General features: G+C 63.5%; 18 protein-coding genes and 5 pseudogenes. 6 read left to right on the top strand and 17 right to left on the bottom strand.

The window, feature by feature from the left end:
* Positions 1–18 precede the first annotated feature (18 nt).
* Positions 19–942: pseudogene (locus IED13_RS16625) on the bottom strand (IS3 family transposase); the annotation flags it as partial.
* 32 nt (positions 943–974) lie between these two features.
* Here IED13_RS16625 and IED13_RS16620 point away from each other — a divergent pair.
* Entirely contained in the window at positions 975–2,009 is a 1,035-nt protein-coding gene (locus tag IED13_RS16620) for an IS110 family RNA-guided transposase (protein WP_191124819.1), read from the top strand.
* A gap of 271 nt (positions 2,010–2,280) precedes the next feature.
* On the opposite strand, the pseudogene IED13_RS16615 reads toward IED13_RS16620, so the two are convergent.
* The 9 genes and pseudogenes from IED13_RS16615 to IED13_RS16575 all read right to left on the bottom strand — a co-directional run.
* Positions 2,281–2,607: pseudogene (locus IED13_RS16615) on the bottom strand (transposase); the annotation flags it as partial.
* Positions 2,608–2,673: 66 nt separating this feature from the next.
* Positions 2,674–3,123, bottom strand: a complete 450-nt coding sequence (locus tag IED13_RS16610) for a YeeE/YedE family protein (RefSeq protein WP_089172802.1) — start codon at positions 3,121–3,123, stop codon at positions 2,674–2,676.
* On the bottom strand, positions 3,120–3,527 hold the full coding sequence (locus tag IED13_RS16605; RefSeq protein WP_089172801.1) for a YeeE/YedE family protein: 408 nt from the start codon (positions 3,525–3,527) through the stop codon (positions 3,120–3,122). The genes IED13_RS16610 and IED13_RS16605 overlap by 4 nt, the downstream gene beginning before the upstream one ends.
* The gene (gene bigR, locus IED13_RS16600) at positions 3,524–3,832 is read right to left on the bottom strand and encodes a sulfite-sensing transcriptional repressor BigR (RefSeq protein WP_089172800.1); all 309 of its coding nucleotides are present in this window, start codon (positions 3,830–3,832) and stop codon (positions 3,524–3,526) included. Before bigR ends, IED13_RS16605 begins: the two co-directional genes overlap by 4 nt.
* Positions 3,833–3,861: 29 nt before the next feature.
* Positions 3,862–5,154 (bottom strand): bifunctional sulfur transferase/dioxygenase Blh, encoded by a 1,293-nt coding sequence (gene blh, locus IED13_RS16595; protein WP_089172906.1) that lies wholly within the window; start codon positions 5,152–5,154, stop codon positions 3,862–3,864.
* 253 nt (positions 5,155–5,407) lie between these two features.
* Positions 5,408–6,046 (bottom strand): cation efflux transmembrane domain-containing protein, encoded by a 639-nt coding sequence (locus IED13_RS16590; RefSeq protein ID WP_089172799.1) that lies wholly within the window; start codon positions 6,044–6,046, stop codon positions 5,408–5,410.
* Position 6,047: 1 nt separating this feature from the next.
* A complete protein-coding gene (gene lspA, locus IED13_RS16585) occupies positions 6,048–6,596 on the bottom strand; it encodes a signal peptidase II (RefSeq protein ID WP_318652273.1) in 549 nt (182 codons plus the stop codon).
* Between the two features lie 58 nt (positions 6,597–6,654).
* Complete coding sequence (locus IED13_RS16580; RefSeq protein WP_191124818.1) at positions 6,655–9,708, bottom strand: heavy metal translocating P-type ATPase; 3,054 nt, start codon at positions 9,706–9,708, stop codon at positions 6,655–6,657.
* Positions 9,709–9,836: 128 nt separating this feature from the next.
* On the bottom strand, positions 9,837–10,385 hold the full coding sequence (locus IED13_RS16575) for an MAPEG family protein (RefSeq protein WP_089172798.1): 549 nt from the start codon (positions 10,383–10,385) through the stop codon (positions 9,837–9,839).
* Positions 10,386–10,766: 381 nt separating this feature from the next.
* On the opposite strand from IED13_RS16575, the gene IED13_RS16570 reads away from it, so the two are divergent.
* Positions 10,767–11,180, top strand: coding sequence for a MerR family transcriptional regulator (locus IED13_RS16570; protein ID WP_191124817.1), 414 nt, complete (start codon positions 10,767–10,769; stop codon positions 11,178–11,180).
* A gap of 134 nt (positions 11,181–11,314) precedes the next feature.
* Here IED13_RS16570 and IED13_RS16565 read toward each other — a convergent pair whose 3' ends face one another.
* The 7 genes and pseudogenes from IED13_RS16565 to IED13_RS28865 form a co-directional block, all read right to left on the bottom strand.
* On the bottom strand, positions 11,315–11,806 hold the full coding sequence (locus IED13_RS16565; protein WP_089172797.1) for a DUF411 domain-containing protein: 492 nt from the start codon (positions 11,804–11,806) through the stop codon (positions 11,315–11,317).
* Between the two features lie 185 nt (positions 11,807–11,991).
* Positions 11,992–15,168 carry an efflux RND transporter permease subunit gene (locus IED13_RS16560; protein ID WP_191124816.1) on the bottom strand — a complete coding sequence of 1,059 codons (3,177 nt, stop codon included), beginning with the start codon at positions 15,166–15,168 and terminating at the stop codon, positions 11,992–11,994.
* Positions 15,165–16,583: an efflux RND transporter periplasmic adaptor subunit gene (locus tag IED13_RS16555; protein ID WP_089172796.1), complete on the bottom strand. Its 1,419-nt coding sequence runs from the start codon at positions 16,581–16,583 to the stop codon at positions 15,165–15,167. Before IED13_RS16555 ends, IED13_RS16560 begins: the two co-directional genes overlap by 4 nt.
* Positions 16,580–16,978, bottom strand: coding sequence for a FixH family protein (locus IED13_RS16550; RefSeq protein WP_089172795.1), 399 nt, complete (start codon positions 16,976–16,978; stop codon positions 16,580–16,582). The genes IED13_RS16555 and IED13_RS16550 overlap by 4 nt, the downstream gene beginning before the upstream one ends.
* A gap of 127 nt (positions 16,979–17,105) precedes the next feature.
* Positions 17,106–17,891, bottom strand: a complete 786-nt coding sequence (locus tag IED13_RS16545; RefSeq protein WP_089172794.1) for a winged helix-turn-helix domain-containing protein — start codon at positions 17,889–17,891, stop codon at positions 17,106–17,108.
* A 268-nt stretch (positions 17,892–18,159) separates the two neighbouring features.
* Positions 18,160–18,378, bottom strand: a pseudogene (locus IED13_RS29420) (MerR family transcriptional regulator); the annotation flags it as partial.
* Between the two features lie 66 nt (positions 18,379–18,444).
* A pseudogene (locus tag IED13_RS28865) lies at positions 18,445–18,648 on the bottom strand (arsenical-resistance protein); the annotation flags it as partial.
* Positions 18,649–18,969: 321 nt separating this feature from the next.
* Between IED13_RS28865 and IED13_RS29350 the strand changes: the two are divergent.
* The 4 genes and pseudogenes from IED13_RS29350 to IED13_RS16520 form a co-directional block, all read left to right on the top strand.
* Positions 18,970–19,065 (top strand): annotated as a pseudogene (locus tag IED13_RS29350) (DinB/UmuC family translesion DNA polymerase); the annotation flags it as partial.
* A 93-nt stretch (positions 19,066–19,158) separates the two neighbouring features.
* Positions 19,159–20,385 carry a L,D-transpeptidase family protein gene (locus IED13_RS16530; RefSeq protein ID WP_248307710.1) on the top strand — a complete coding sequence of 409 codons (1,227 nt, stop codon included), beginning with the start codon at positions 19,159–19,161 and terminating at the stop codon, positions 20,383–20,385.
* Positions 20,386–20,541: 156 nt separating this feature from the next.
* On the top strand, positions 20,542–20,964 hold the full coding sequence (locus IED13_RS16525; RefSeq protein ID WP_191124815.1) for an ArsR/SmtB family transcription factor: 423 nt from the start codon (positions 20,542–20,544) through the stop codon (positions 20,962–20,964).
* Positions 20,964–21,767, top strand: coding sequence for an undecaprenyl-diphosphate phosphatase (locus IED13_RS16520; RefSeq protein ID WP_089172792.1), 804 nt, complete (start codon positions 20,964–20,966; stop codon positions 21,765–21,767). Before IED13_RS16525 ends, IED13_RS16520 begins: the two co-directional genes overlap by 1 nt.
* Positions 21,768–21,888: the final 121 nt, after the last annotated feature.

Raw genomic sequence — 21,888 nt, 5'->3', positions numbered from 1 at the left:
CAAAAGCCCGGACATTTCTCACGGTGCTGCATGGGCCGCGATGAACTCGCGGGGTGAACGATATCCGAGCGACCTGTGCGGGTGAAGCTCGTTGTAGTGGTCGAACCATTCCGGCAGGGCGAGCATGACGGTTTTGGCATCGGGGATGGGATTCACCGAGACGTAGTCGCGCTTGAAGGTTCGCACGAAGGCTTCGGCCATGCCGTTGCTCTGCGGGCTCTGGACCGGAGTTGTGAGCGGCTCCAGGCCGATATCGCGGGCAAAGCGGCGGGTCGGACCTGCGATGTAGCAGGAGCCGTTATCGGTCAGCCATTCGATGGTCTGCGGCAGGCGGTTGACCTTGCCGAAGCGGTGCTCGACGGCGGTGACCATCAGGTCGCAGACATCTTCGCCCTTGATGCCCTCGGTGGTGGCGACATGGCCAATGGCTTCCCGGTCGCAGCAATCGAGCGCGAAGGCGACGCGGACCTTTTCGCCGTTGTCGCAGCCGATCTCGAAGCCGTCCGAGCACCAGCGCAGGTTGGAGCGTTCGACGGCGATGCGGCCGTCGTGACGGCGCTCGACCCCGCCAGCATGGCGTTCGAGCAGAAGGCCATGGACCTTCATCACCCGATAGACGCGCTTGCGATTGGCGGGCGCACGGCCCTCGGTCAGGGCTTTGCGGCGCAATCTGGCCCAGACGCGAGCATAGCCGTAGGTTGGCATGTCCTCGATGACCGTCTCGATCTCGGACAGGAGCGCCTCTTCCGGCAGGGGCGGACGGCCTCTGCGCTGGGGAGAGCGCCCGGCCGTCCGCTGCGCCAGCCGGGCGGCGAGATGCGAACGGGCCACGTCCAGCGTCGCGGCGACGGTGTTCATGGCAAACCGTCCTTGGGCAGCGACAGCGACCGCAATCTCCGTTTTTATGGAATGGCCCGCCCCAATCCCGGCCTCTTGTATGATGCCGTCGATGAAGGAAGGAAAGGAGCGAGCCAATGTCTATTGTGATCCTCGGCGTTGATCTGGGCAAGAACTCTTGTAGTGTGGTCGGCGTGAATGCGGCCGGTGCAGTAGTCGTGCGTCGAACAATGCGTCGGCAGACGCTGATCGACTATGTGACGAAGCTACCGGCCTGCGTGGTGGCGATGGAAGCGTGCTGCGGTGCCCATCATTTGGGTCGCCTGTTCGCGGTGCAAGGGCACGAGATCCGGCTGATGTCGCCTGAGTATGTTCGCCCCTATATCAAAGCCCAGAAAAACGATGATCGCGATGCCGAGGGGATCGCCGAGGCCGCGTCGCGGCCGACGATGCGTTTTATTGAACTCAAGAGCCAGGAGCAGTTGGACATCCAGACGCTGCACCGGGTGCGTTCGCGCCTGGTTGCCGAGCGAACCAGTCTCATCAATCAACTGCGCGCGATCCTGCTGGAACGCGGAGTGACATTTCCGGCAGGGCGCCGCAAACTTGAGCTGGGTGTCGATGACCTGCTGGCCGAGGATGACGGCCTGTTGTCCCCGCGCGTGCGCCAACTGGTCGACGAGCTTTGCGTCGAATGGAAGGAACTCGACGCGAAGATCACGGCGCTGAATGGCGAGTTCGTCGAATTGGCGCGTCACGACGCGGCGGCGAGAAGGCTGACATCGATCCCGGGCGTCGGCGCGCTCAACGCGACGGCCCTGATCGCTGCGGTGGGCAATGCGAGTAGCTTTGCCAAGGCCCGCGACCTGGGCGCATGGCTCGGGTTGGTTCCCCGGCAGTACAGTACGGGCGGCAAAGCTCGACTGCTGGGCATATCCAAGCGCGGCAACACCTATCTGCGCACTTTGCTCATCCACGGTGCGCGTGCGGCATTACCGTCGCTTTCAAACAGCGACACACCCATGGGGCGATGGCTCAAGGCCATGATCGAGCGAGGCGTTCACCGCAATGCCGTGGTGGTGGCCCTGGCCAACAAGCTGGCGAGGATTGCCTGGGCTACCCTGCGCAAGGAGACGCGCTTTGAACGTGGCTACTTGGCAGCAGCAGCATGATCTGATCGGCCACGTGCAACCGCGCATGTAGCCCAACGAGGTTTGCAGGAAGGATCGTGAAGATGGCCTGATCAGTCGATCGGCGTTTGGAAAGCCCGAGTATAAAAATGGCATTAAATGCCGTCGTTTTTATGGGGCTCTGAACGCGCGGATGTCCATCTTGGCTGTGAGCGTGCTCACAAGACCGTATACGTTGACGCAGACTGAGATCAGAACGCCGTAGAATCCTCTTGCAGACGGGGCGGGCCATACGTTTTATATCCTCCGCCAGTTCGAGGGCGTCCTTCAGGATTTCCACCTCCAGGGTCTTCTTGCCCAGGAGCCGCTGCAATTCGCGGATTTGCTCCTGCTGCGCCCGGAAGGCGGAGGCCGGGACCACTTCCTCCTCGGCCGCCGTCGCGGTCAGCGCCCCTTGCTCGGCAAGCCGCCGCCACGTGAAAAGCTGGTTCGGCGACACGCCGCACCGGCGTGCCACAAGGCTGACCGTGACACCCGCCTCGCGCGTCTGCGCGACGATCTCCAACTTCTCCGCAACCGACCACCGGCGACGCCGCTCAGGCCCGGTCAGGACCTCAACCTTCGGATAAGAACCAGTCATAGACACGACATTACTCCCAACCCTTATTTTAAGGGTGAGACCTGTCCGGGGAATTCGGGGGCCGTTTCACCGTGGCATGTTAAAGCCGACTGCTAGGACCCGGTCGTACAAGACCATGCCCGCGGCCATGGCGGCGACGAACAGGAGGACAAGCGGCAGCCCCATCAAAAAGGCGGAAATGGCCGGTCCCGGGCAGAAGCCGGCGAGCCCCCAGCCGATGCCGAAAATCGCCGATCCTATGAGAAGGGGCGCGTCGATCTGCGTCTTCTCCGGCAAATGAAATCGTGCATCCAGAACCGGCTTCGTCATGCTGCGCTGGAGCACGACGCCTGGCATCGCGACGAGCACCGCACCGCCGAGCACGAACATCAGGCTCGGGTCCCAATCGCCACTCGCGATGTCGAGGAAGCCGAGGACGCGCGCGGGGTCGACCATCCCGGATAGCGACAGGCCGAAGCTGAATATCGCGCCCGCAAGCAGGGCGATGGCGGGGCGGGCAAAAATGGGACCGCTCATCTCAGCAACCCCATGCTTGTTGCCGCGACGATCCCAGCAGCGAGGAAGGTAGCGGTCGCGGCAAAGGAGCGTTTCGAGAAGCGGGCAAGGCCGAGGATGCCGTGGCCGGACGTGCAGCCCGAGCCCATACGGGTGCCGATGCCCACGAGCAAACCGGAGGCAAGGACAAGGGGCCAGGTGGTTGCGATGGTCACGGCCGGGAATCGGCCGAAGGCTGCTGCGTAGAAGAATGGCCCTGCGAGAAGACCAACGACGAAGGCTGCATCGGCCCAAACGGGTCTGCCGCCGAGCAGGTTTCCCAGGATGCCGCTGATGCCGGCGATCCGACCGTTGGCGACGAGCAGCAGGACGGCGGAGAGACCGAGCAGCATGCCGCCAAAAAGCGCGGGCAGGTAAGGCGTCATCTCCGCCCCTCCGGACTGCAAAAAATGGCATAGAGTGCCGTGATGAGCTGAGCCGCCTTTTCCTCCGACAGGCGATAGAATATCTGCTTGGCCTCGCGGCGCGTTTGCACGACACCCGCCTCGCGAAGCACGCCGAGCTGCTGCGAAAGGGTCGGCTGACGGACGCCGAGCTCCTCCTCCAACTCACCGACCGAGTGCTCCCCTTCGGCCAGGGTGCAGGCGAGCATCAGCCGCACGGGATGTGCCATCGTCTTCAGAAGGGACGCGACCTCTTCTGCCCGGCTTGCCATCTCCTCCGGCGGCATGGTGGCGGACACCGATTTTTCGATTGCAGTCACCGTGTCGCCCCTAGCGCGTCGAGCGGAATTTTCAGGTAGCGCCGGCCGTTGTCCTCCGGTTCGGGGAGCTGGCCGGCGCGCACGTTCACCTGAAGTGCATGGAGGATCAGCCTCGGCATCGGCAATGTCCGGTCCCGCGCTTCGCGCAGCGCCACGAAGCTGTCCTCGGTCATATCGACGAGATGCGGGTTGGAGCGCTTTTGCTCGCTCACCGTGCTCTCCCATTTCGCATGTCGCCCGCCCGGCTGGTAGTCGTGGCCCGTGAAGATGCGGGTCTCATCGGGAAGCGCGAGAATCCGCTGGATCGAATGCCACAGAACCTTGGCGCTACCGCCTGGAAAATCGGCGCGGGCCGTGCCCGAGTCCGGCATGAAAATCGTGTCATGGACGAAGGCGGCGTCGCCGATGACGTAGCTGACGGAGGCGAGCGTGTGGCCGGGCGAAAACATCACGCGGCCTTCAAGACTGCCGACCCTGAATGTGTCGCCGTCCGAAAACAGTTGGTCCCATTGCGATCCGTCTGTCGCCAGTTCCGGCCAGTTATAGATGTCCTTCCAGAGCTTCTGTACCTCGACAACGCGCGCGCCGATCGCCGTCGGCGCACCGGTTTTCTCCTTCAGATAAGCGGCGGCCGAGAAGTGGTCGGCATGCGGGTGGGTGTCGAGAATCCATTCGACCGTCAGTCCTTCGGCCCGCACATAGTCCAGGATCGCATCGGCATGAACAGTCGCGGTCGCGCCGGACTTCTCGTCGAAATCGAGTACAGGATCGATCACGGCGCAGGCGCCTGTCGCCGAATCGGAGACGACATACTGAATGCTGCCCGTACGCGCGTCGTGGAAACCCACGACGCGCGGAACCTTGGCGTCCTGCCGATCAAGCCAAACTGCGGCGCCGGACAGGTCGAAGCCGTGGCCCTTTCCGAAGATCTCGACCTCCCCGCGCTGCATTCGCCCGTCGAGCACCTCACCGATCGCGTAGAGGGTGAGCGCCCGCATCCCGCTCTTGCAATGGGCAAGGGTCGGCCCTTTCGCCTTCTTCATCGCTTCCTGAAATGCACGGACGTCGGCCTCGGTGATGGTCGGGCCGGTGACTGGTACGAAGGCATAGCCGAGGCCGGCCGAACGCGCGGCGGCGGCTTCGGCGGCGTTGCCCGGTTGCCCTGCCTCTTCACCATCCGGTCTGGCGTTAATGACGGCGGCAAAGCCTTGTCTTGCGAGGTCACTGAAGGCAGCGGGATCTGGTTGGGCCGATACCGTCAGACGATCATCAATGGTCACGGTGTTCATCAGCGCAGGCTCCTGATCATCAAACATTATACGATTACATATAATGTATAATGATGGAAATCAAGGTGGCACCGCCTGCGCTGCCACCGACACTCTGATGAGCAACCTTCTGATGGTCGCGTGGCAGCAGCTCTGACCCATATGCGCCAGCCCCGGCAAATGGCACGGGTCAGGATCATCTTGGCGTACGCCGCCTCTGGGTGTCCCGGAGACTCCGAGCCCAATCCTGACTGGGGTGAGGGTTGGTGGTCTTCTAGTCCTTTTGAGTCAACACACTCGCGCGCCGCGCGTCGCGCGCTTCCTGCAAGATCTCCCAGCCACCCTTGAGCACGAGCCCGCCGACGACCAGGCCGATGATCAGGTCCGGCAGCGGAGATGCGAAGAACATCACCGCAGCGCCGGAGACCGCTATGCCCGCATTGGCCAGCATGTCGTTGGTCGTAAAGATCCAGGACGCCTGCATATGGACGCCCTGGTCTCGATGCGAGCGCAGCAGCCGAAGGCAAATCAGATTTGTCGCCGCATTCGCGACGGCCGCGACTATCATGGCAAGACCGATCGGCTCGGCGCCAACGAAAAACCTGCGCAGGACCTCGGCCAGCAACCCGACGCCTAAAATGATCAAAAGCGCGCCGGACAAAGCGGCAACACGCGACTTAGCCGCGACGCTCCGTCCGACGGCGTAAAGGCTCACCGCGTAGACGCCGGCATCCGCCAGATTGTCGAGCGCCGCGCCCAGCAAACCAGTCGAGTCCGCAACAACGCCCACCGTCCCCGCTACGACCACCTGCAAGCAATTGATAAGCAGCACCCAGATCAATGTTCGACGTTCGGCCACGTCGCTTGGGTCAAGTTCGATCTCGGCTTCCTCGTTGCGACGCTCAGAGGCCATGTCAGCGCTCCGTCTCACCCGATGGTTTCTGGACGCCGAACACCGATCGGAACGGCCGCAGGGACCCCGCCAGCAGCAGCGCAACTCCGATGCTGATCGCCACATCCGCCATATTGAAGGTAGGCCAATGCCAATCGCCGACATGAAAATCTAGGAAGTCGGTCACGGCTCCTTGTCGCACGCGGTCAACGACGTTGCCGGCGGCGCCGCCGGCAATCAAGCCGAGGGCGACCGTCTCGACCATGTTCTCGACGCGCAATGCCCAGACGAGAAGCCCGGCTGTGATCGCCACTTTAATGGCACCCAGTACCAACGGACGCTCAAGAAAGACGTCCTGGAACATCCCGAAGCTGACTCCGGGGTTGAAGCCAAGCGTCAGGTTGAAAAATGACGTAATCTCTATGACGCGCGGAGGCGCCATCACCACCGTCACGATCAGCCACTTCGTGACGACATCGACGAGAAGAGCGGGGACGAATGCGAAGCCCAACCACATCGCACGCTGTCCAACGGACGCTACCGCCACGGTATTACTTTCCTTGCAGGTCATTTTTCATTGACGTCCTGGTGACGACGGTCGCCCAATCTTGACGACCGTCGATGCGTTTTCAGTGGGCAGATGCCGGGCGCATCCCTGGCTGATGGCGCTCACTGGCAGGAGAACCGGTCCCCACTGATGGACCGGCCTTTGGTCCGCCTTGGTCGCGATTGAGAAGGCGCAACCCGTTGAGAACAACCAGCAGGGAGGCGCCGACATCCGCAGCGATGGCGCCCCAAAGCGATGCCAGGCCGAGCACTGTCAGGACCGTGAAGAGGAGCTTCACCGCGATCGAGAATGCGACATTCTGCCGAATGACTGCGAGCGTCGCGCGCGAATGGCGCACCAGCCAGGGCAGCCTCGAGAGATCGTCCGACATGAGCGCAACGTCGGCCGTCTCAATTGCCGCGTCGCTGCCCATTGCGCCCATGGCAATCCCGAGACTGGCACGGCCCATCGCCGGTGCGTCGTTGACCCCATCGCCGACCATGGCGACAGAACCATAACGCCGTACGAGATCCTCGACGGCTGTGACCTTGTCGCCGGGTAGCAGTTCCGCCCGAACCTCATCGATGCCGGTCTGCTTGGCGATCGCATCGGCGGTTGCCTGATTGTCGCCCGTGAGCATCACCACCTTTTCGACGCCGGCCCGATGCAGCGCGGTGACGATATCCTTGGCTTCTGCGCGCACGGCATCAGCAACGGCGATCAGCCCCCAGACCTCTTCGCCGTCACCGACCGCCACGACAGTACGACCGGCGCCAGACAGGGTGTCGGCTTGATCCAGAACGGCTGGCGAGCCGATCTTCCGTTCATCGAGATAGCGGCGCGACCCAAGCCAGACCTCGCGACCGGAAATCCGACCGGTCATACCCCGGCCGGTGATGGCCTGCACCGCGTCGGCTGGCTGGGCAGCAAGGCCGCGTTCCGCGGCTTTAGCCAGAATGGCGCGCGCGATCGGATGCTCGCTGCGCGCCTCAAGGGCTGCGGCCAACCGGAGAACGTCATCCTCGCTGCGGCCGACGAGCGGCACCACGTCAACCACTCGCGGACGCCCCTCAGTAAGGGTTCCGGTCTTGTCCATAGCGATGGCCTTCAGCTTGGCCGGAGTCTCGAGGTGGACTCCGCCCTTTACCAGGACACCCTGCTTCGCGGATCCGGCGAGAGCGGCTACGATGGTCACCGGTGTCGAGATCACGAGGGCGCAGGGACAGGCGATCACGAGCAGCACGAGCGCGCGATAGAACCAGACCTCCCAGCCAGCGCCGAGCAGCAGCGGCGGGACGAGGAAAACTGCGATGGCGAGAACCATCACGACAGGCGTGTAGACGCGCGCGAACTTCTCGACCCACTGCTCGCTCGGTGCGCGCCGGCTCTGTGCGGAGCCGACCATGCGGATGATCTGCGCAAGGGTCGTATCGTTCGCCGCCTTGGTGGTCACGACGTCGAGGGCGCCCTCGCCATTGATGGTGCCGGCGAACACCTCATCGCCCACGGTTTTGAACACCGGAACGCTCTCGCCGGTGATGGGCGCCTGATTGACCTCGCTCTCACCAGCTGCGACGCGACCATCAAGGGGGAGCTTGTCGCCGGGACGAATAATGATGTGCGAGCCGACGCGAATCTCGGCGGCCGGTACGTCACGCTCAGATCCATCGTCGAGCTTAACCCGTGCTGTCGGCGGCGCCAGCTCCATCAAAGCAGCCACCGCTCGCCGCGCGCGACCGAGGCTCCACGCCTCAAGTGCCAGGGCAAGCGCGAAGAAGAAGGAAACCGTAGCGGCTTCGAACCACGCGCCGATCCCGATCGCGCCCACGACGGCAACCACCATCAGGAGGTTCATATCCGGGCGGAACCGTCGCGCCGCGAGCCAGGCCTTAGGCGCGACGTAGCGCACCGCACAGAGCACTGCGAGGGTATAGAGGATAATGCTCGGCAGCGGCGTCGAGCCCGCAGCATGTTCGCCAGCCTCGAACGCCGCGATGATGCCGCCGCCGAGCCAGGCGTGAACCGCAAAGCCGAGCGCGGCGAAGACGCCGCTCGCGGCGGTCAGCCACGACTGTATGCGCCTGCGACGCTCTTCTGCCTGTGCCGCTTCGCTGCTCGCCCCTTCGATCCAGGGCTCGGCTCGCAAGCCGGCGCGCCCGACGGCTTTCTCGATGCTGGCCTCCAGCGCAGCGTCTGGCACCATGTCGATCGACATGCGGCCGTTGAGGAGGTCGAAGGCGAGTTTATCTTCGCCCACGAGCGGACCAACCTCGCGCTTCAAGGCCGCGATTTCGTCGGCGCAATCCATCCCGTGGATTCGATAGACAACGCCGCCAGGCTGATTGGTCGGAAGTGGCGGTGCAAGCGCCTCCTGAGCTTGGCCCGCACAGCCGCATCCGGATCCGGCAGTTTCGGAACAGGCAGCCTCAGAAACCGCCGGCGGCGACCACGGCTCAGCTCGCATGCCCGTTCGCGCGACTGCTTCCTCAATCTGACGGAGTGTTGCCCCGCTCTGAGGCGCAACGGTCATCGCGCCCTGCGAAGTGTCGAAGGCAAGATTGTCCTCACCGACGAGCGGCCCCAGCTCCCTCGTCAGGGCGGCCACCTCATTCTTGCAGTCGAGGCCACGCACGCGCAGCAGCATGGCCTCGGCCAAACCATTTCGGATGAGAGAGCCGGACATTCCGGTCTTTGAGATGCCGCTCACGAGCTCGTCGATCGAGGCACGCTGCTGAGGCGCAACCGTCATCAACCCCTTGGCCGTATCGAAGGCGAGCCGGTCTTCACCACCAACGAGCGGGCCGATTTCGCGCTTGAGCATCGCGACCTCGTTCTTGCAATCGAGCCCATCGACCTTGAACAGCCACGCGGACGCCGAGGACGTGTCCGGCTCAGCCAGCAGCTGCGCCCGCATCCCGGTGGAGGCGACCGCCTGCTCGATGGCATCGCAAGCTGGAAGGCTCGGGACGGTTGCTTCCATGACACCGCCTTTGGTGTCGAACGACAACCTGTCCTCACCACCCACGACCGGGCCGACCGCAGCGCGAAGCAGGCGAACCTCGTTTTGACAGTCCAAGCCCTCGACCTTGAAGCGCAACGTGCTTGAGGTGCTTCTCGTCCCGGCATCAGTGGCCATTTCGGTCTCCTCGACTGCTAAATTATCTGGGCTTAGCTCAAGCCTGTTAGCGCACCATACATTCTGTAGTCGCTACAGGATCAAGAGGTCATGAGCCGAATTTATGGCCGTCTCACGAGCGGCAGATGTCAGCGTCCGACAGCCACCAAGCCGACCGCCACTCCGTAGCTCACGATGATAGACGCGGCGGTAAGGGCCATGCCGAAAGCCCGACCTGATGCTCCTTTGGCATAGCCGAAAGCAAAGGCCACCCGACCGGCCAAAAACAGAGCGACCAGCAGAGGGATGAGTACCAGCTCGGGTCCTCGCAACAGCGCTGCAAGTGTTAGGTGGGCGCCAAAGGCCAGAACCGTCTGCTCCAATGAATTCTGCAGCACCGCAGCTCGCACGGCGATTGCTGGGCTGGGTTGGCCAAATGCCGAGCCCCGTATATCTGCTGGCGAATAGAACCGTCCTCTGCTCACCGCGCCGACGCAGCCAGCAAGCCAGAGGAACATGAGAATATCAGCCTTCAGCGTGAACGCGACCCGCTCACCGAGGCCCATCTCCGGGTTGAGGCGGAGCAACCCAGGAGGCAGCCAAACATACCCGGCCGTAAGGACGATCGCCGCAAGAGTGAGCGCGGCGGCGGAGCCACGGATGATGCCCATCTGGTCCGAACTAAAGGCCCTGGCCATTCTCCTGCTCCTCTTATGCCCTCCGCTGAGTGGCGCGATCAGGTGACGTACCGGGAAGCGGCCGATAGCCGCGCCTGTGTTCACACGTCTCCAGCCATTTGCTATATCTACATCCTGTAGTGGCTACAGGATCAACCCTCGATTATATCCATGGCTGGACTATCCCGACGCGGCGGCGATCAAGGCCGCCGCGCTCTTGGTTGAAATCGCGCAGCGCAAGAATGGAGATAAGACCGTCGATGAGCTTCTATTCCATCTGTCAGCACGGGTTCGTCCGCCATCCCGGCGACAACGTCGCTGAGACGCTCCGGCCCACCGCGCGACGGCGCATGCCAGGTGTCGCGCTGATGGCGTCAATCGCCCCTACGGAATGAATCCGCCATGATCACCATCGGAGCTTTGTCACAACGGACAGGCGTCAATATTGAAACAATCCGCTACTACGAGCGGATCAACCTCACCCCAAAGCCGCCCCGCACGGAAAGCAGACGCCGGCTTTACGGAGCCGAGGACGTACGACGTTTGACATTCATCCGGCATTCCCGGGACCTCGGCTTCGATATCCCGGCCATTAAGAGAATGCTTGCTCTGCAGGAAAGCCCGGAGGCCTCTTGTGACCAGGTCAGCCGAATTGCCACGGATCAGCTTGAAGCCGTCGAGATCAGGATAGGTCGGCTTCTGGGACTTAAGGGCGAGCTCATTCGAATGATAAAATCGTGCGACAACGGGAGCGTCGCATCGTGTCGGATTGTGGAAGTCCTCGCTGATCCAACTATCCCGCAAGACGCATCGTGAATCGCCCACCGAATGAAAGCTCAGCAAAGGTTGCGAATACCCTTCTTGTACCGGCTGCGGATTCGTCCCGTCCGACTCAACCGACCATGGCATTCTCTCTCTCTTGCCGCGGGGTCATCGCTAACGCGTATAGATCAAATCTGTTGCAGCCCGCGATAGCGGGCAAACAGGCGCTGCTCTCCGGAGGCGAAGAGGACGACCTCGTAAATCTGAGGCGCCTGGCCCGGGATCTCCATTCCGGGCGAGCCGACCGGCATGCCCGCGACAGCGATGCCCTTCACCCGCAGCCGCTCGACCAGCAATCGCTTGATCGCCTCGGCCGGAACATGACCTTCGACGACATAGCCGTCGATCTCGGCGGTATGGCACGATGCCAGGGCATCGGGCACGCCAAGCCTGGTCTTGAGCGGCATGACGTCGGGAACCTCGACCACTTCGACCGGAAAGCCCGCGGCCTTCACATGCGCAATCCAGTTGCTGCAACAGCCGCAGTTCGGGTCACGAGTCACGGTCATCTTCGGGAGCGCCTCGGCGGCCAGTGACGGAGGCGACAGCGCGAGCGCCGCGGCTGCCTGCGCAGCGCCGATCATCAGCGCGCGGCGGGATGGATAGAGCTCGGTTGGCATAATTGTCTCCTTTGCCTTGGCTGTGTCTTCCTCCGGTCGTGCGCGCATCCAGCGCCGTCACCGGAAGAAGACGTATTTCACGAGCGCTGCGATCGTGAGCACCAGTACTGCGATGCCGAGTAGGCCGACGAGGCCCATGCCCCAGCCCATACCGCTCATCATGTTGTGCATCATTGGCTCCTCCCTCATTCGACAGCCGCAGCGAAGCTTGCCGGCGCGGATCCCGATGTTGCCTTATCGGTCACAGCGGCCGCCGGCAGCCGCCAGCCCTTGATCAGGCCGTAGATCGCCGGGATCACCAGCAGCGTCAGCACGGTCGAGGAGACCATGCCGCCGATCATCGGCACGGCGATGCGCTGCATCACCTCCGATCCCGTGCCGGTGTTCCACAGGATCGGCAGCAGGCCGGCCATGATCGCGATGACCGTCATGATCTTGGGCCGCACGCGCTCGACCGCGCCCAGCATGATCGCCTCCTGCAGATCGGCTCGCGTGAATGCTCGCCCCTCCGCCGCGCAGCGCGCCTGCACCTCCTTCAGCGCGTGGTCGAGATAGATCAGCATGATCACGCCGGTCTCGGCCGCAACACCGGCGAGCGCGATAAACCCGACCGCAACGGCGACCGACATGTTGAAGCCGAGCCACCAGAGCAGCCAGACTCCGCCGACCAGCGCGAAGGGCAGCGAGAGCATGACAATGAAGGTCTCGGTCAGCCTGCGGAAGTTCAGGTAGAGCAGCAGGAAGATGATCGCGAGCGTCACCGGCACGACCAGCTTGAGACGCGCCTCGGCCCGTTCGAGATACTCGAACTGACCGCTCCAGGCGATGCGGTAGCCCGCGGGCAGCTTGATGCTCTGCGCGATCGCGTCCTGGGCATCGCGGACATAGCCGCCGAGGTCACGCCCGACAGTGTCCACGAAGATATAGACCGCGAGCTCACCATTCTCGGTGCGGATCGAGGTGGCGCCACGCTTGCGCTCGATGCTCGCAACCTCGCCGAGCGGGACGCTGGCGCCGGACGGCGTCGAGATCTGGACCTCGCGGGCGATAGCCTGCGGATCCGAACGCAGGTCGCGAGGGTAGCGGATGGCGACCCCATAGCGCTCGCGGCCTTCGACCGTCGTCGTCACGGTCTCGCCGCCCATCGCCATCACCACGGCATTCTGGACGTCGCCGACGGAGAGCCCGTAGCGCCCCAGCGCAATCCGATCCGGCACAATGTCGAGGAAGTAGCCCCCGATGACACGCTCGGCATAGGCACTGCTCGTTCCCGGGACGGCCTTGAGCACGGTCTCGACCTGGCGCGAGATCGACTCCATCTGCGCTAGATCGGTGCCGAAGACCTTAACCCCGATCGGCGTGCGGATGCCGGTCGCCAGCATGTCGATGCGTGCGCGGATGGGCTGCGTCCAGGCGTTGGAGATGCCGGGGAACTGGAGAGCCTTGTCCATCTCCGCCTTGAGGCTGTCGAGCGTGACACCCTCGCGCCAGTCCGTCTTGGGCTTCAGGTTGATGATGGTCTCGAACATCTCGGTCGGCGCCGGGTCGGTTGCCGTCTGGGCGCGTCCGGCCTTGCCGTAGACCGAGGCAACTTCCGGGAACGAGCGGATGATCCGGTTCTGGGTCTGGAGCAGCTCGGCCGCCTTGGTGACGGAGATCCCGGGCAAGGTGGTCGGCATGTACATCAGCGTGCCCTCATCAAGGGACGGCATGAACTCCGAGCCGAGCTGCCGCGCTGGCCAGAGGCTGAGCCCGAGGACGGCTACCGCAGCCAGGATCGTCAGGGTCTTGGCCCCGAGAACGCCGCGAATCATCGGACGGTAGAGCGCGATCAGGCCGCGATTGATCGGGTTGCGGCTCTCCGGAATGATCCTGCCCTTGACGAAGATGACCATCAGCGCCGGGACGAGCGTCACCGACAGGAGCGCGGCCGCCGCCATGGCGAACGTCTTGGTGAAGGCGAGCGGCCCGAACAGGCGTCCTTCCTCCGCCTCCAGCGTGAAGATCGGCAGGAAGGAGACGGTGATGACGAGCAGGCTGAAGAACAACGCCGGGCCGACCTCGCTGGCCGCCTCGATCAGGATGTCGATACGAGGCTTGTCCGGCTGAGCCCGTTCCAGGTGCTTGTGGGCGTTCTCGATCATGACGATGGCGGCGTCGATCATGGCGCCGACGGCGATGGCGATGCCGCCGAGGCTCATGATGTTGGAGCCAAGCCCCAGCGCCTTCATCGCCGCGAAGGCCATCAGGATGCCGACGGGCAGCATGATGATCGCCACCAGGGCGCTGCGCAGATGCAGAAGGAACACGATGCAGACCAGGGCGACGATGATGCTCTCCTCGATCAGCGTGCCCTTCAGCGTCTCGATCGCCCGCTCGATCAACCCGGAGCGGTCGTAGACCGGCACGATCTCGGCCCCGCCCGGCAGGCTCGCCGCGACCTCGGCAAGGCGCGCCTTGGCGTGTTCGATCACTGCCAGCGCGTTGGCGCCGAATCGTTGCAGGATGATGCCGCTGGCGACCTCGCCATCGCCGTTGAGTTCGGTGATGCCGCGCCGCTCATCGGGACCGAGTTCGACGCGGGCGACATCGGAGAGGCGAAGCGGCACGCCCCGATCGCTTTTCAGGACGATGTTCTCGATATCGGCGATCGACTTCAGGTAGCCGCGGCCGCGAACCATGAACTCGAACTCGCTGAGCTCGACCGTGCGTCCGCCGACGTCCATGTTGCTGCTGCGGACCGCCTCCCGAAGCGTCGCGAGCGAGACGCCCTGGGCGCGCAGCCGCACGGGATCGACGACGATCGCGTATTGCTTGACGAAGCCGCCGACGCTGGCGACCTCGGCCACCCCCTCGGCACGAGAAGCCGCGAAGCGCACGACCCAGTCCTGTAGCGAGCGCAGTTCGGCCAGGGTCATGTTCTTGGCGATGACCGCGTACTGGTAGACCCAGCCCACCCCGGTCGCGTCCGGTCCGAGCGTCGGCGAGACACCCGTCGGCAAACGCCGCGCGGCGGCATTGAGATATTCGAGCACCCGCGAACGCGCCCAATAGGGATCGGTGCCGTCCTCGAAGATGACATAGACGAAGGAGACCCCGAAGAAGGAGAAGCCACGGACGACGCGCGCCTTCGGCACCGTCAGCATCGAGGTCGTCAGCGGATAGGTGACCTGGTCCTCGATCACCTGCGGCGCCTGGCCGGGATACTCGGTGTAGACGATGACCTGGACGTCGGAGAGGTCGGGGATAGCGTCGAGCGGCAAGGTCTTCAGCGCATAGACACCCGCCGCCACGGCGAAGGCAGCGGCAACGAAGACGAGGATCAGGTTGCGCGCCGACCAGGCGATCAGGCGGGCGATCATGGCTTGGCCTCCGGCTGGGCGAAGCCGCTCAGGGCGGCCTTAAGGTTGCTCTCGGCATCGATCAGGAAGTTGGCCGAGACGACGACGCGATCGCCCTCGGCGACACCCTCGGTGATCGCGACCCTGCCATCGCCGCGGCGGCCGAGCTTGACCTCGCGCGGCTCGAACCGACCCTCGCCCAGGTCGAGAATGACGACGCGGCGCGTACCGCTATCGATCACGGCGCTGTCGGGAACGGCGAGCAGCGGACCTGCGTCACCGGAGCCGATCTCGACGTCGGCATACATGTTCGGCAGCAGCATGCCGTCGCGATTGCCGATCTCGATGCGGACCTTGGCCGTCCGCGTTGCCTCGGCAATCTCCGGGTAAATCACGCTGACGCGTCCCTCGAAGGAGCTCCCGGGACGGCCGCGCAACCGCACCGTGGCTGGTGCCCCGATGCCGACGGCAGCCAGTTGGCGTTCCGGAACATCGGCCAGAACCCAGATCGTCGAGATGTCGGCGAGCCGGAACAGACTGCCGCCGGCCGTCATCTTCATGCCGTCGCTGACCGAACGTTCCAGCACGATGCCGTCACGCGGTGCCGACCAGTTGATCGTGAGCGGCACTTTCCGGTTTCGCTCGATCTCGGCGATGACTTCCGAAGGGACGCCGAGGTTTTCGAGCCGCTGTCGTGCGCCGCCTTCGGGTACGCCGCGCGCCACGGCATTGAGCTCGGTGATGAACTGCGCGCCCGCCGTGCTGATCTCCGGCGAGTAGATGCGCGCCAGTCGCGTGCCTTTCGTGACGCGGTCGCCCGTCGTGATCGGGGCGACCTCCTGGACGAAGGCATCCGCCCGGATCGTCACCACCGAAACCCGCCGCTCATCGAGCTGGACCACGCCGGGCACATGAATGGTCTGGACGATGCTCTGCCGCCGGACTGGTTCGGAACGCACGCCGCTGCGCTGGATGCGCCCGGGCGAGAGCTTGATGACGCCGTCTTCGTTTCCCTCGCCTTCGTAGACCGGGAGGTAATCCATGCCCATGGAGTCCTTCTTCGGAACCGGCGAGGTATCCGGGAGCCCCATGGGATTGCGGTAGTAGAGGACACGCTTCGGGTCGGCCTGCACCGTCCGTTCCCCGGTCGCGGGCTTCTCCTCGAAGCTGATGTCCTGGCTGGCGCGGACGGCCGTGAAGGGCCTGCCGTCCTCGGTCTGGCGCGGCTGCGCCGAATAGACGGGCCTCCGGTCCGGGTCCTGATAGTAGACGACCGGACCGGTTCCGACGGGCTCGTTCGCCGCGAGCGAGCCTTCGATGCCGAACCAGGAGCGCAGGCCCGCCGACGCAATACCACGATGCCCGGCCCAATAGCCTGCACTTCCCGCCGCCAGAATGGCGGCGAGAGCGAGGCCCGTGAGGGCGACGGGTTTCATGGCACGACCTTGAGGATCAGCTTGTTTTCGAGCGTGCCGGTCTCGCCTTGGATCTTGGCGCTGAGCGACAGGCGCCAGCCTCCGGCCATCGTCAGGTTGGTCTTGAAGCGGTAGGTTCCGGGCTCGGTCGCGGGCATCCCCTCGATCGTCGACGCCATCATCTCCATGCCATCGGGCGCCATGTCGATGCGCCGAGCAAAGATCACGGCGTCGGGGACCGGCTTGCCCGAGCGCTTATCGATAAGCTGGACGGCGACAGTAACGCCGTTGCCCTGCTTGAGCTCGCTCTGCACGAGCCGGAATTCATAATCCTTGATGTCCGCCAACGCTGGGAGCGAGATGGCGGCGAGCGGAAGCGCTGCGGCGAACGCGCGCAACATGTTGATAGGGGTCATGATCAAAATCCTGAATGCATCAGGCTGCCGCGCGTGCGCACAGCCTTGAACGTGGCGATGGCCACGGCTCACCGTCCGCCCGGAACTGCCGTGCGGACGAAACCAGCGCTGTCGCGCTGGCGATGCCTCAGGTTCGCGGAGGTCGCGCCGGCGGCTCGAACGGCCGCGAGGCGTGGGCGGCATCGTCGCCGGCCAGTCCGAGAACGGTGACGACCGGCTGAACGAGCGTGACGAAGGCCGTGGGCTCGCTCGCGAAGCACTTGGCCAGGCAGAAGCTCAACGCCGGGCAGCTCGTGGTGCAGTCCTTCTTCTTTCCCTGATCCGGTGGGCAGCACGACATGTCGGCATCCATCGGCATCGCTGTTTCCGCAGCATCCATCCGGCCATGGCGAGCCCCCGCCGGGCTGACGAAGGCAGCCAGTACGGTGGCCGTGACGAACAGGGCCAGAACTAGAGAGTGCGCGAGGAGCCGGAGCTTCATGACATCAGAAATGTCACAATCGTGCCGATTGCGAAAGGCTGGCGATTTCAAGACATCGTCATCGCGGCGAATAGTTCTCAAGAGTCCATCTAACGCGATCTGGCCAATATGCGCATTCGCGCCTTGGCTATCTTCCGCCGCTGCAGCGGTCGCGCGCTGTTCGATGCGCCGGTACCGCTCCAACAATTCCAGGCCGAAGGGTGGGAGCGGGGCTCCATCGCCCCGCGTTCCGCCGGGCGAAGCGACGACGACGCTCTCGTTGAACGCCTGATTGACGCTCTCGAGCGGCGTCCAGGCGCTTGTAATCCATGCCCTGCTGCGGGCGGCGGCTGAGATCGACCTGGTATCGCGGATGCCTTTGAGCAGCGCGATCGTGCCTGGACCGATCCGGGCACCGGAACCGAAAACGATCGTGGTTTTTAGCTTTGCCATGCGGGCGACGATACAGGCAGCTCCGTCCCGCTGTTGCAGTGCGATCGGCTCGGAGGCGGGACATCAATGTCGACCCGTTTACCTCGCGGGCTAGGAATCCTGCAGCATTTCGAGGACGGGACAGGCTGGCGCCCTCGTTCCGGAACATTGATCGACAGTCTGGGCGAGAATGCTTTCGAGCCGCCGGAGATCGGCAATCTTGGCCCGCTTCATCCAGATGGGCCAGCGTCAGCGAGCGAACCTCGATGCACGAGGCCTGCCCAGGCTCCGCCAATGCAAGGAGCGCCTTGATCTCTTCGATGCTGAAACCGAGTTCGCGCGAGCGCCGAATGAAGGACAATCGCCGTAGGTGCCCTCCCCCGTAGATGCGATAGCCGTTCGGCGTTCGCCCAGGCTCCGGCATAAGGCCGATGCGCTGGTAGTAGCGGATCGTCTCCAAATTGACGCCCGCGAGCTCCGCCAGTTTGCCAATCGTCAGGCTTTGCATCATCGGGGCGCTTTTTCCACTTGAGCCTGTAGGAGCTACGGAGTGCACGATACGCCCAATGTTTGGCCGGTCCACGATCCAGACGACGTTCAGCGTGACCGGCACCTCGATCCACACGCCGACGACGGTCGCGAGCGCCGCCCCGGAATTGAACCCGAACAGGCTGATTGCAGTGGCGACGGCGAGCTCGGTGAGGTTCGAAGCGCTGAGAAGCGCGGACGGACCGGCGACGCAGTGCTGTTTCCCGGCGATTGAGTTCAGGAAATAGGCAAAGCGGCCTTCGTCGAAGCCCTCGCCGTGAAGAAACTCCTCGATGCCGGGCCGGCGACTCACGCCGAGACTGAAAGGCTCGTGCCCGACGGGCGCCGACCTGAAGGCCTGCTGGGATTCCTACAGGAGCATTTCGGGAAGTGGGGTGGCTGGTACTATCGGATCGCGCGCGGGATCGACGAGCCACCAGTGGAACCGGACCGAGTCTGAAAATCGCTCGGTCCCCAGGACACGTTCGCGATCGATATCTCCGAGCGCGAGGCGGCTCGCCCCGAGATCGCTCCTCTCGTCGCGTAAGTCTGACGACATTGCGAGGCCAAGCAAGTCAGTGCCCACACGGTGACGCTGAAGGTGAAGCATGCCGATTTCCAAGGGGTGACACGGAGCCGGACAGCCGAGCCATCAGAGTGCCACTAACGATCGTTCATTGTCGGTCAACCTCGACTGCAGTAAACAACATCACGGCGCCAAACTGCCAGCGGGGCGTGGCACATAGTTTACGGAGTGTTCATGAGCCGGTTTGTCGTCGCCGTGGGCCTCGCGCTCTCGCTTGTGGCTTGCCAGGGTGTTGACGAGAGCTACAGATCGACGCGCGACCGCACCCCGATTCCGCCGACCACGTTGTCACTGATGGCCGAGAAGGGTGTGTCCGCGTCTGACCCGATCCTAATGCGCTCCTACAAAAAGGAGTCGGAGGTCGAGATCTGGAAGAGGAAGCCTGATGGGCAATACACCTTGCTCAAGACCTACCCCATGTGTCGCTGGTCAGGCCAGCTTGGACCGAAGATCCGCGAGGGTGACCGACAGGCGCCCGAGGGCTTCTATGACGTGACGCCTGGGGCGATGAACCCGAATTCCAGCTTGTTCCTGTCATTCAACTTAGGCTACCCGAATGCTTACGACCGCTCGCACGGTCGAACCGGTTCGCATCTGATGGTCCATGGCACCTGCTCGTCCCGGGGCTGCTTTGCCATGACCGACGAGGCGATTGCGGAAGTCTATGCCGTTGCACGCGAGGCGTTCGCCGGCGGACAGCGTACGTTCCAATTCCAGTCCTATCCCTTTCGTATGACGGCGGAGAACTTGGCGAAGCACCGCTCCGACCCTCACATCGCCTTTTGGAAGAACCTGAAAGAGGGCTCGGACCGATTTGAGGTGGCGAAGCGGGAGCCCGTCTGGACTGTCGTCGGCGGGCGCTACGCCTTTAACGAGGCCGACCGGGCGACAATTGCTGCAGTCGCAATTAAGCAAGCCCGCGATGAGCGTGAGGTTGCAGAGCTCGTAAGCAAGGGTACGCCGTCGATCCGTCTCGTCTACGAGGATGGCGGGGGGCATCAATCGTTCCGCGAGGTCGCCATGGCTGCGGCCAGCGCAAGCACCTACACAGCCCTCGACGATCGCACCCGACGGTCGATCGGAGACGTCAGTCGACCCGATGCGCTAGCGCGGGACCCGGAGGTGATCTCGATCGGAGAAATGGCGCCCGGTAAACCCAATCCGACGACCCGGTCAACCGCCGTTGCGGTGGCAGCTCCCGCTCGACCCGGGACGACTATGGAGCAATCCTCGTCAATGCCAGTCGTCATTTCTACTCCGGCCGCAGTGGCCAAGCCTGTCAAAACCCACATTGCAAGTTTGGAGGCCGCGTCGCTGCCGGCTGGTCCGCCGCTGCAGGTAGCAGAACCAGCGGCTAAGCCGATCTATAAGCGCCTGCTCGGCGGCCTTCTCGGCCTGTAAGGCACACGCTGGCGCCAGTCCGGGCTAACCAGATCAAATCGCCTACATCTTCCAATCGACCCCGGCTTTGCACCATCATGAAGCTTGAATGGAGCGTCATGATGGCAGCTACGTCATCGTCGGTCTTTGACGAAAGCATGAAACCTTGATGAAGGGATGCTCAACGTCTGGGACGTTATGCCAGCTCTAGTGAGAGAACAGACCGCTGATCTCGTCGAGATCTTTCGCGTGCTCGGCAACGGGAACCGACTTCACATCATGGTCGCATGTCTGGATGACCCGCAATGCGTGGGAGACATCGCTCGGCGTGTCGGCATCTCGCCTACGCTTGTCAGCCACCACTTGCGGCTCCTGCGCGCCGCGCGCTGCCAAAAGCTGGACAAACAGGTCTTTTACGCAGCGACGGATGAGCACGTACCCTGCATCATCCGCGACATGGCCCCCATGCCGGTGAGCACGGTCAAGTTTCGAAGGACGGTGATGACGAGCCTAATGCGGTGCAACGGGCAAGTCGCGATGATGCGTGACCTTCTCCAGCGCTTCAGCGCGGCGCCGTTCGGTATCGAGGGCCTTCTGTGATGTCCACCTTTGTGCTTGCCGCCCTTTTAGGCCTTGTAGAAGGCTTGACCGAGTTCATCCCGGTGTCCTCTACCGGTCACCTGATCCTCCTCGTCGATCTGCTCGAGTTTCATGGTCCGCCCGGTCGGGTCTTCGAGATTGCCATCCAACTCGGAGCGATCTTGGCGGTCTGCTGGATCTATAGGAGGCGGCTGCTTGAGATGATCAGTGGGCTGCCTTCCGAGCGGCGGGCACGGCATTTTGCGCTCATCGTCCTGATCGGTTTCCTTCCAGCTGCCGCGGTCGGCGCTCTCACACACGGCTTTATCAAGACGGTACTGTTCTCCCCATGGGTCGTGGCTGTCAGCCTTCTTCTTGGAGGATTCGCCATCCTCGCGATTGAGCGGATCATCGTGGCAGATGAGGCGGTCAGCCCTGCGCTTGAGAGGATCAGCTACGGCACCGCGTTCAAGATCGGCCTGTTTCAGACCCTCGCCATGATCCCGGGCGTGTCGCGCTCGGGCGCCACAATCATGGGCGCACGTCTTCTCGGGGTGGATCGCCCGACGGCGGCGGAGTTCTCATTCTTTCTCGCGATCCCGACCATGTTCGGGGCAACGATCTTCGACCTTTACAAGAACCGCATGAGCCTTGAGGGGAGCGGAATTTTGGTCATCACGATCGGATTCGCAGCTGCGTTCATCGCGGGCCTGCTGGTTGTTCGGACGCTCGTCATCTTCGTCTCGCGCCACGGCTTCGCGCCGTTTGCTTGGTATCGCATCGCGCTCGGCACCGCGATGCTCATCCTGCTCGTCGCGCGCTGAAGGAGCCGTGATGACGCTTGACGTCTTGTGGATTGGCATCGCGGCAGCGGGCGCGGTCTCGTCCCACTCCCGTTCGTCGCACGAGACGCCAACGAGAGCCGTCGCTGGCTGCCTCGTTACC

Source organism: Allobosea spartocytisi (assembly GCF_014764685.1).
GTDB classification, from domain to species: domain Bacteria; phylum Pseudomonadota; class Alphaproteobacteria; order Rhizobiales; family Beijerinckiaceae; genus Allobosea; species Allobosea spartocytisi.
This window is presented reverse-complemented; position numbering and strand designations above follow the sequence as displayed.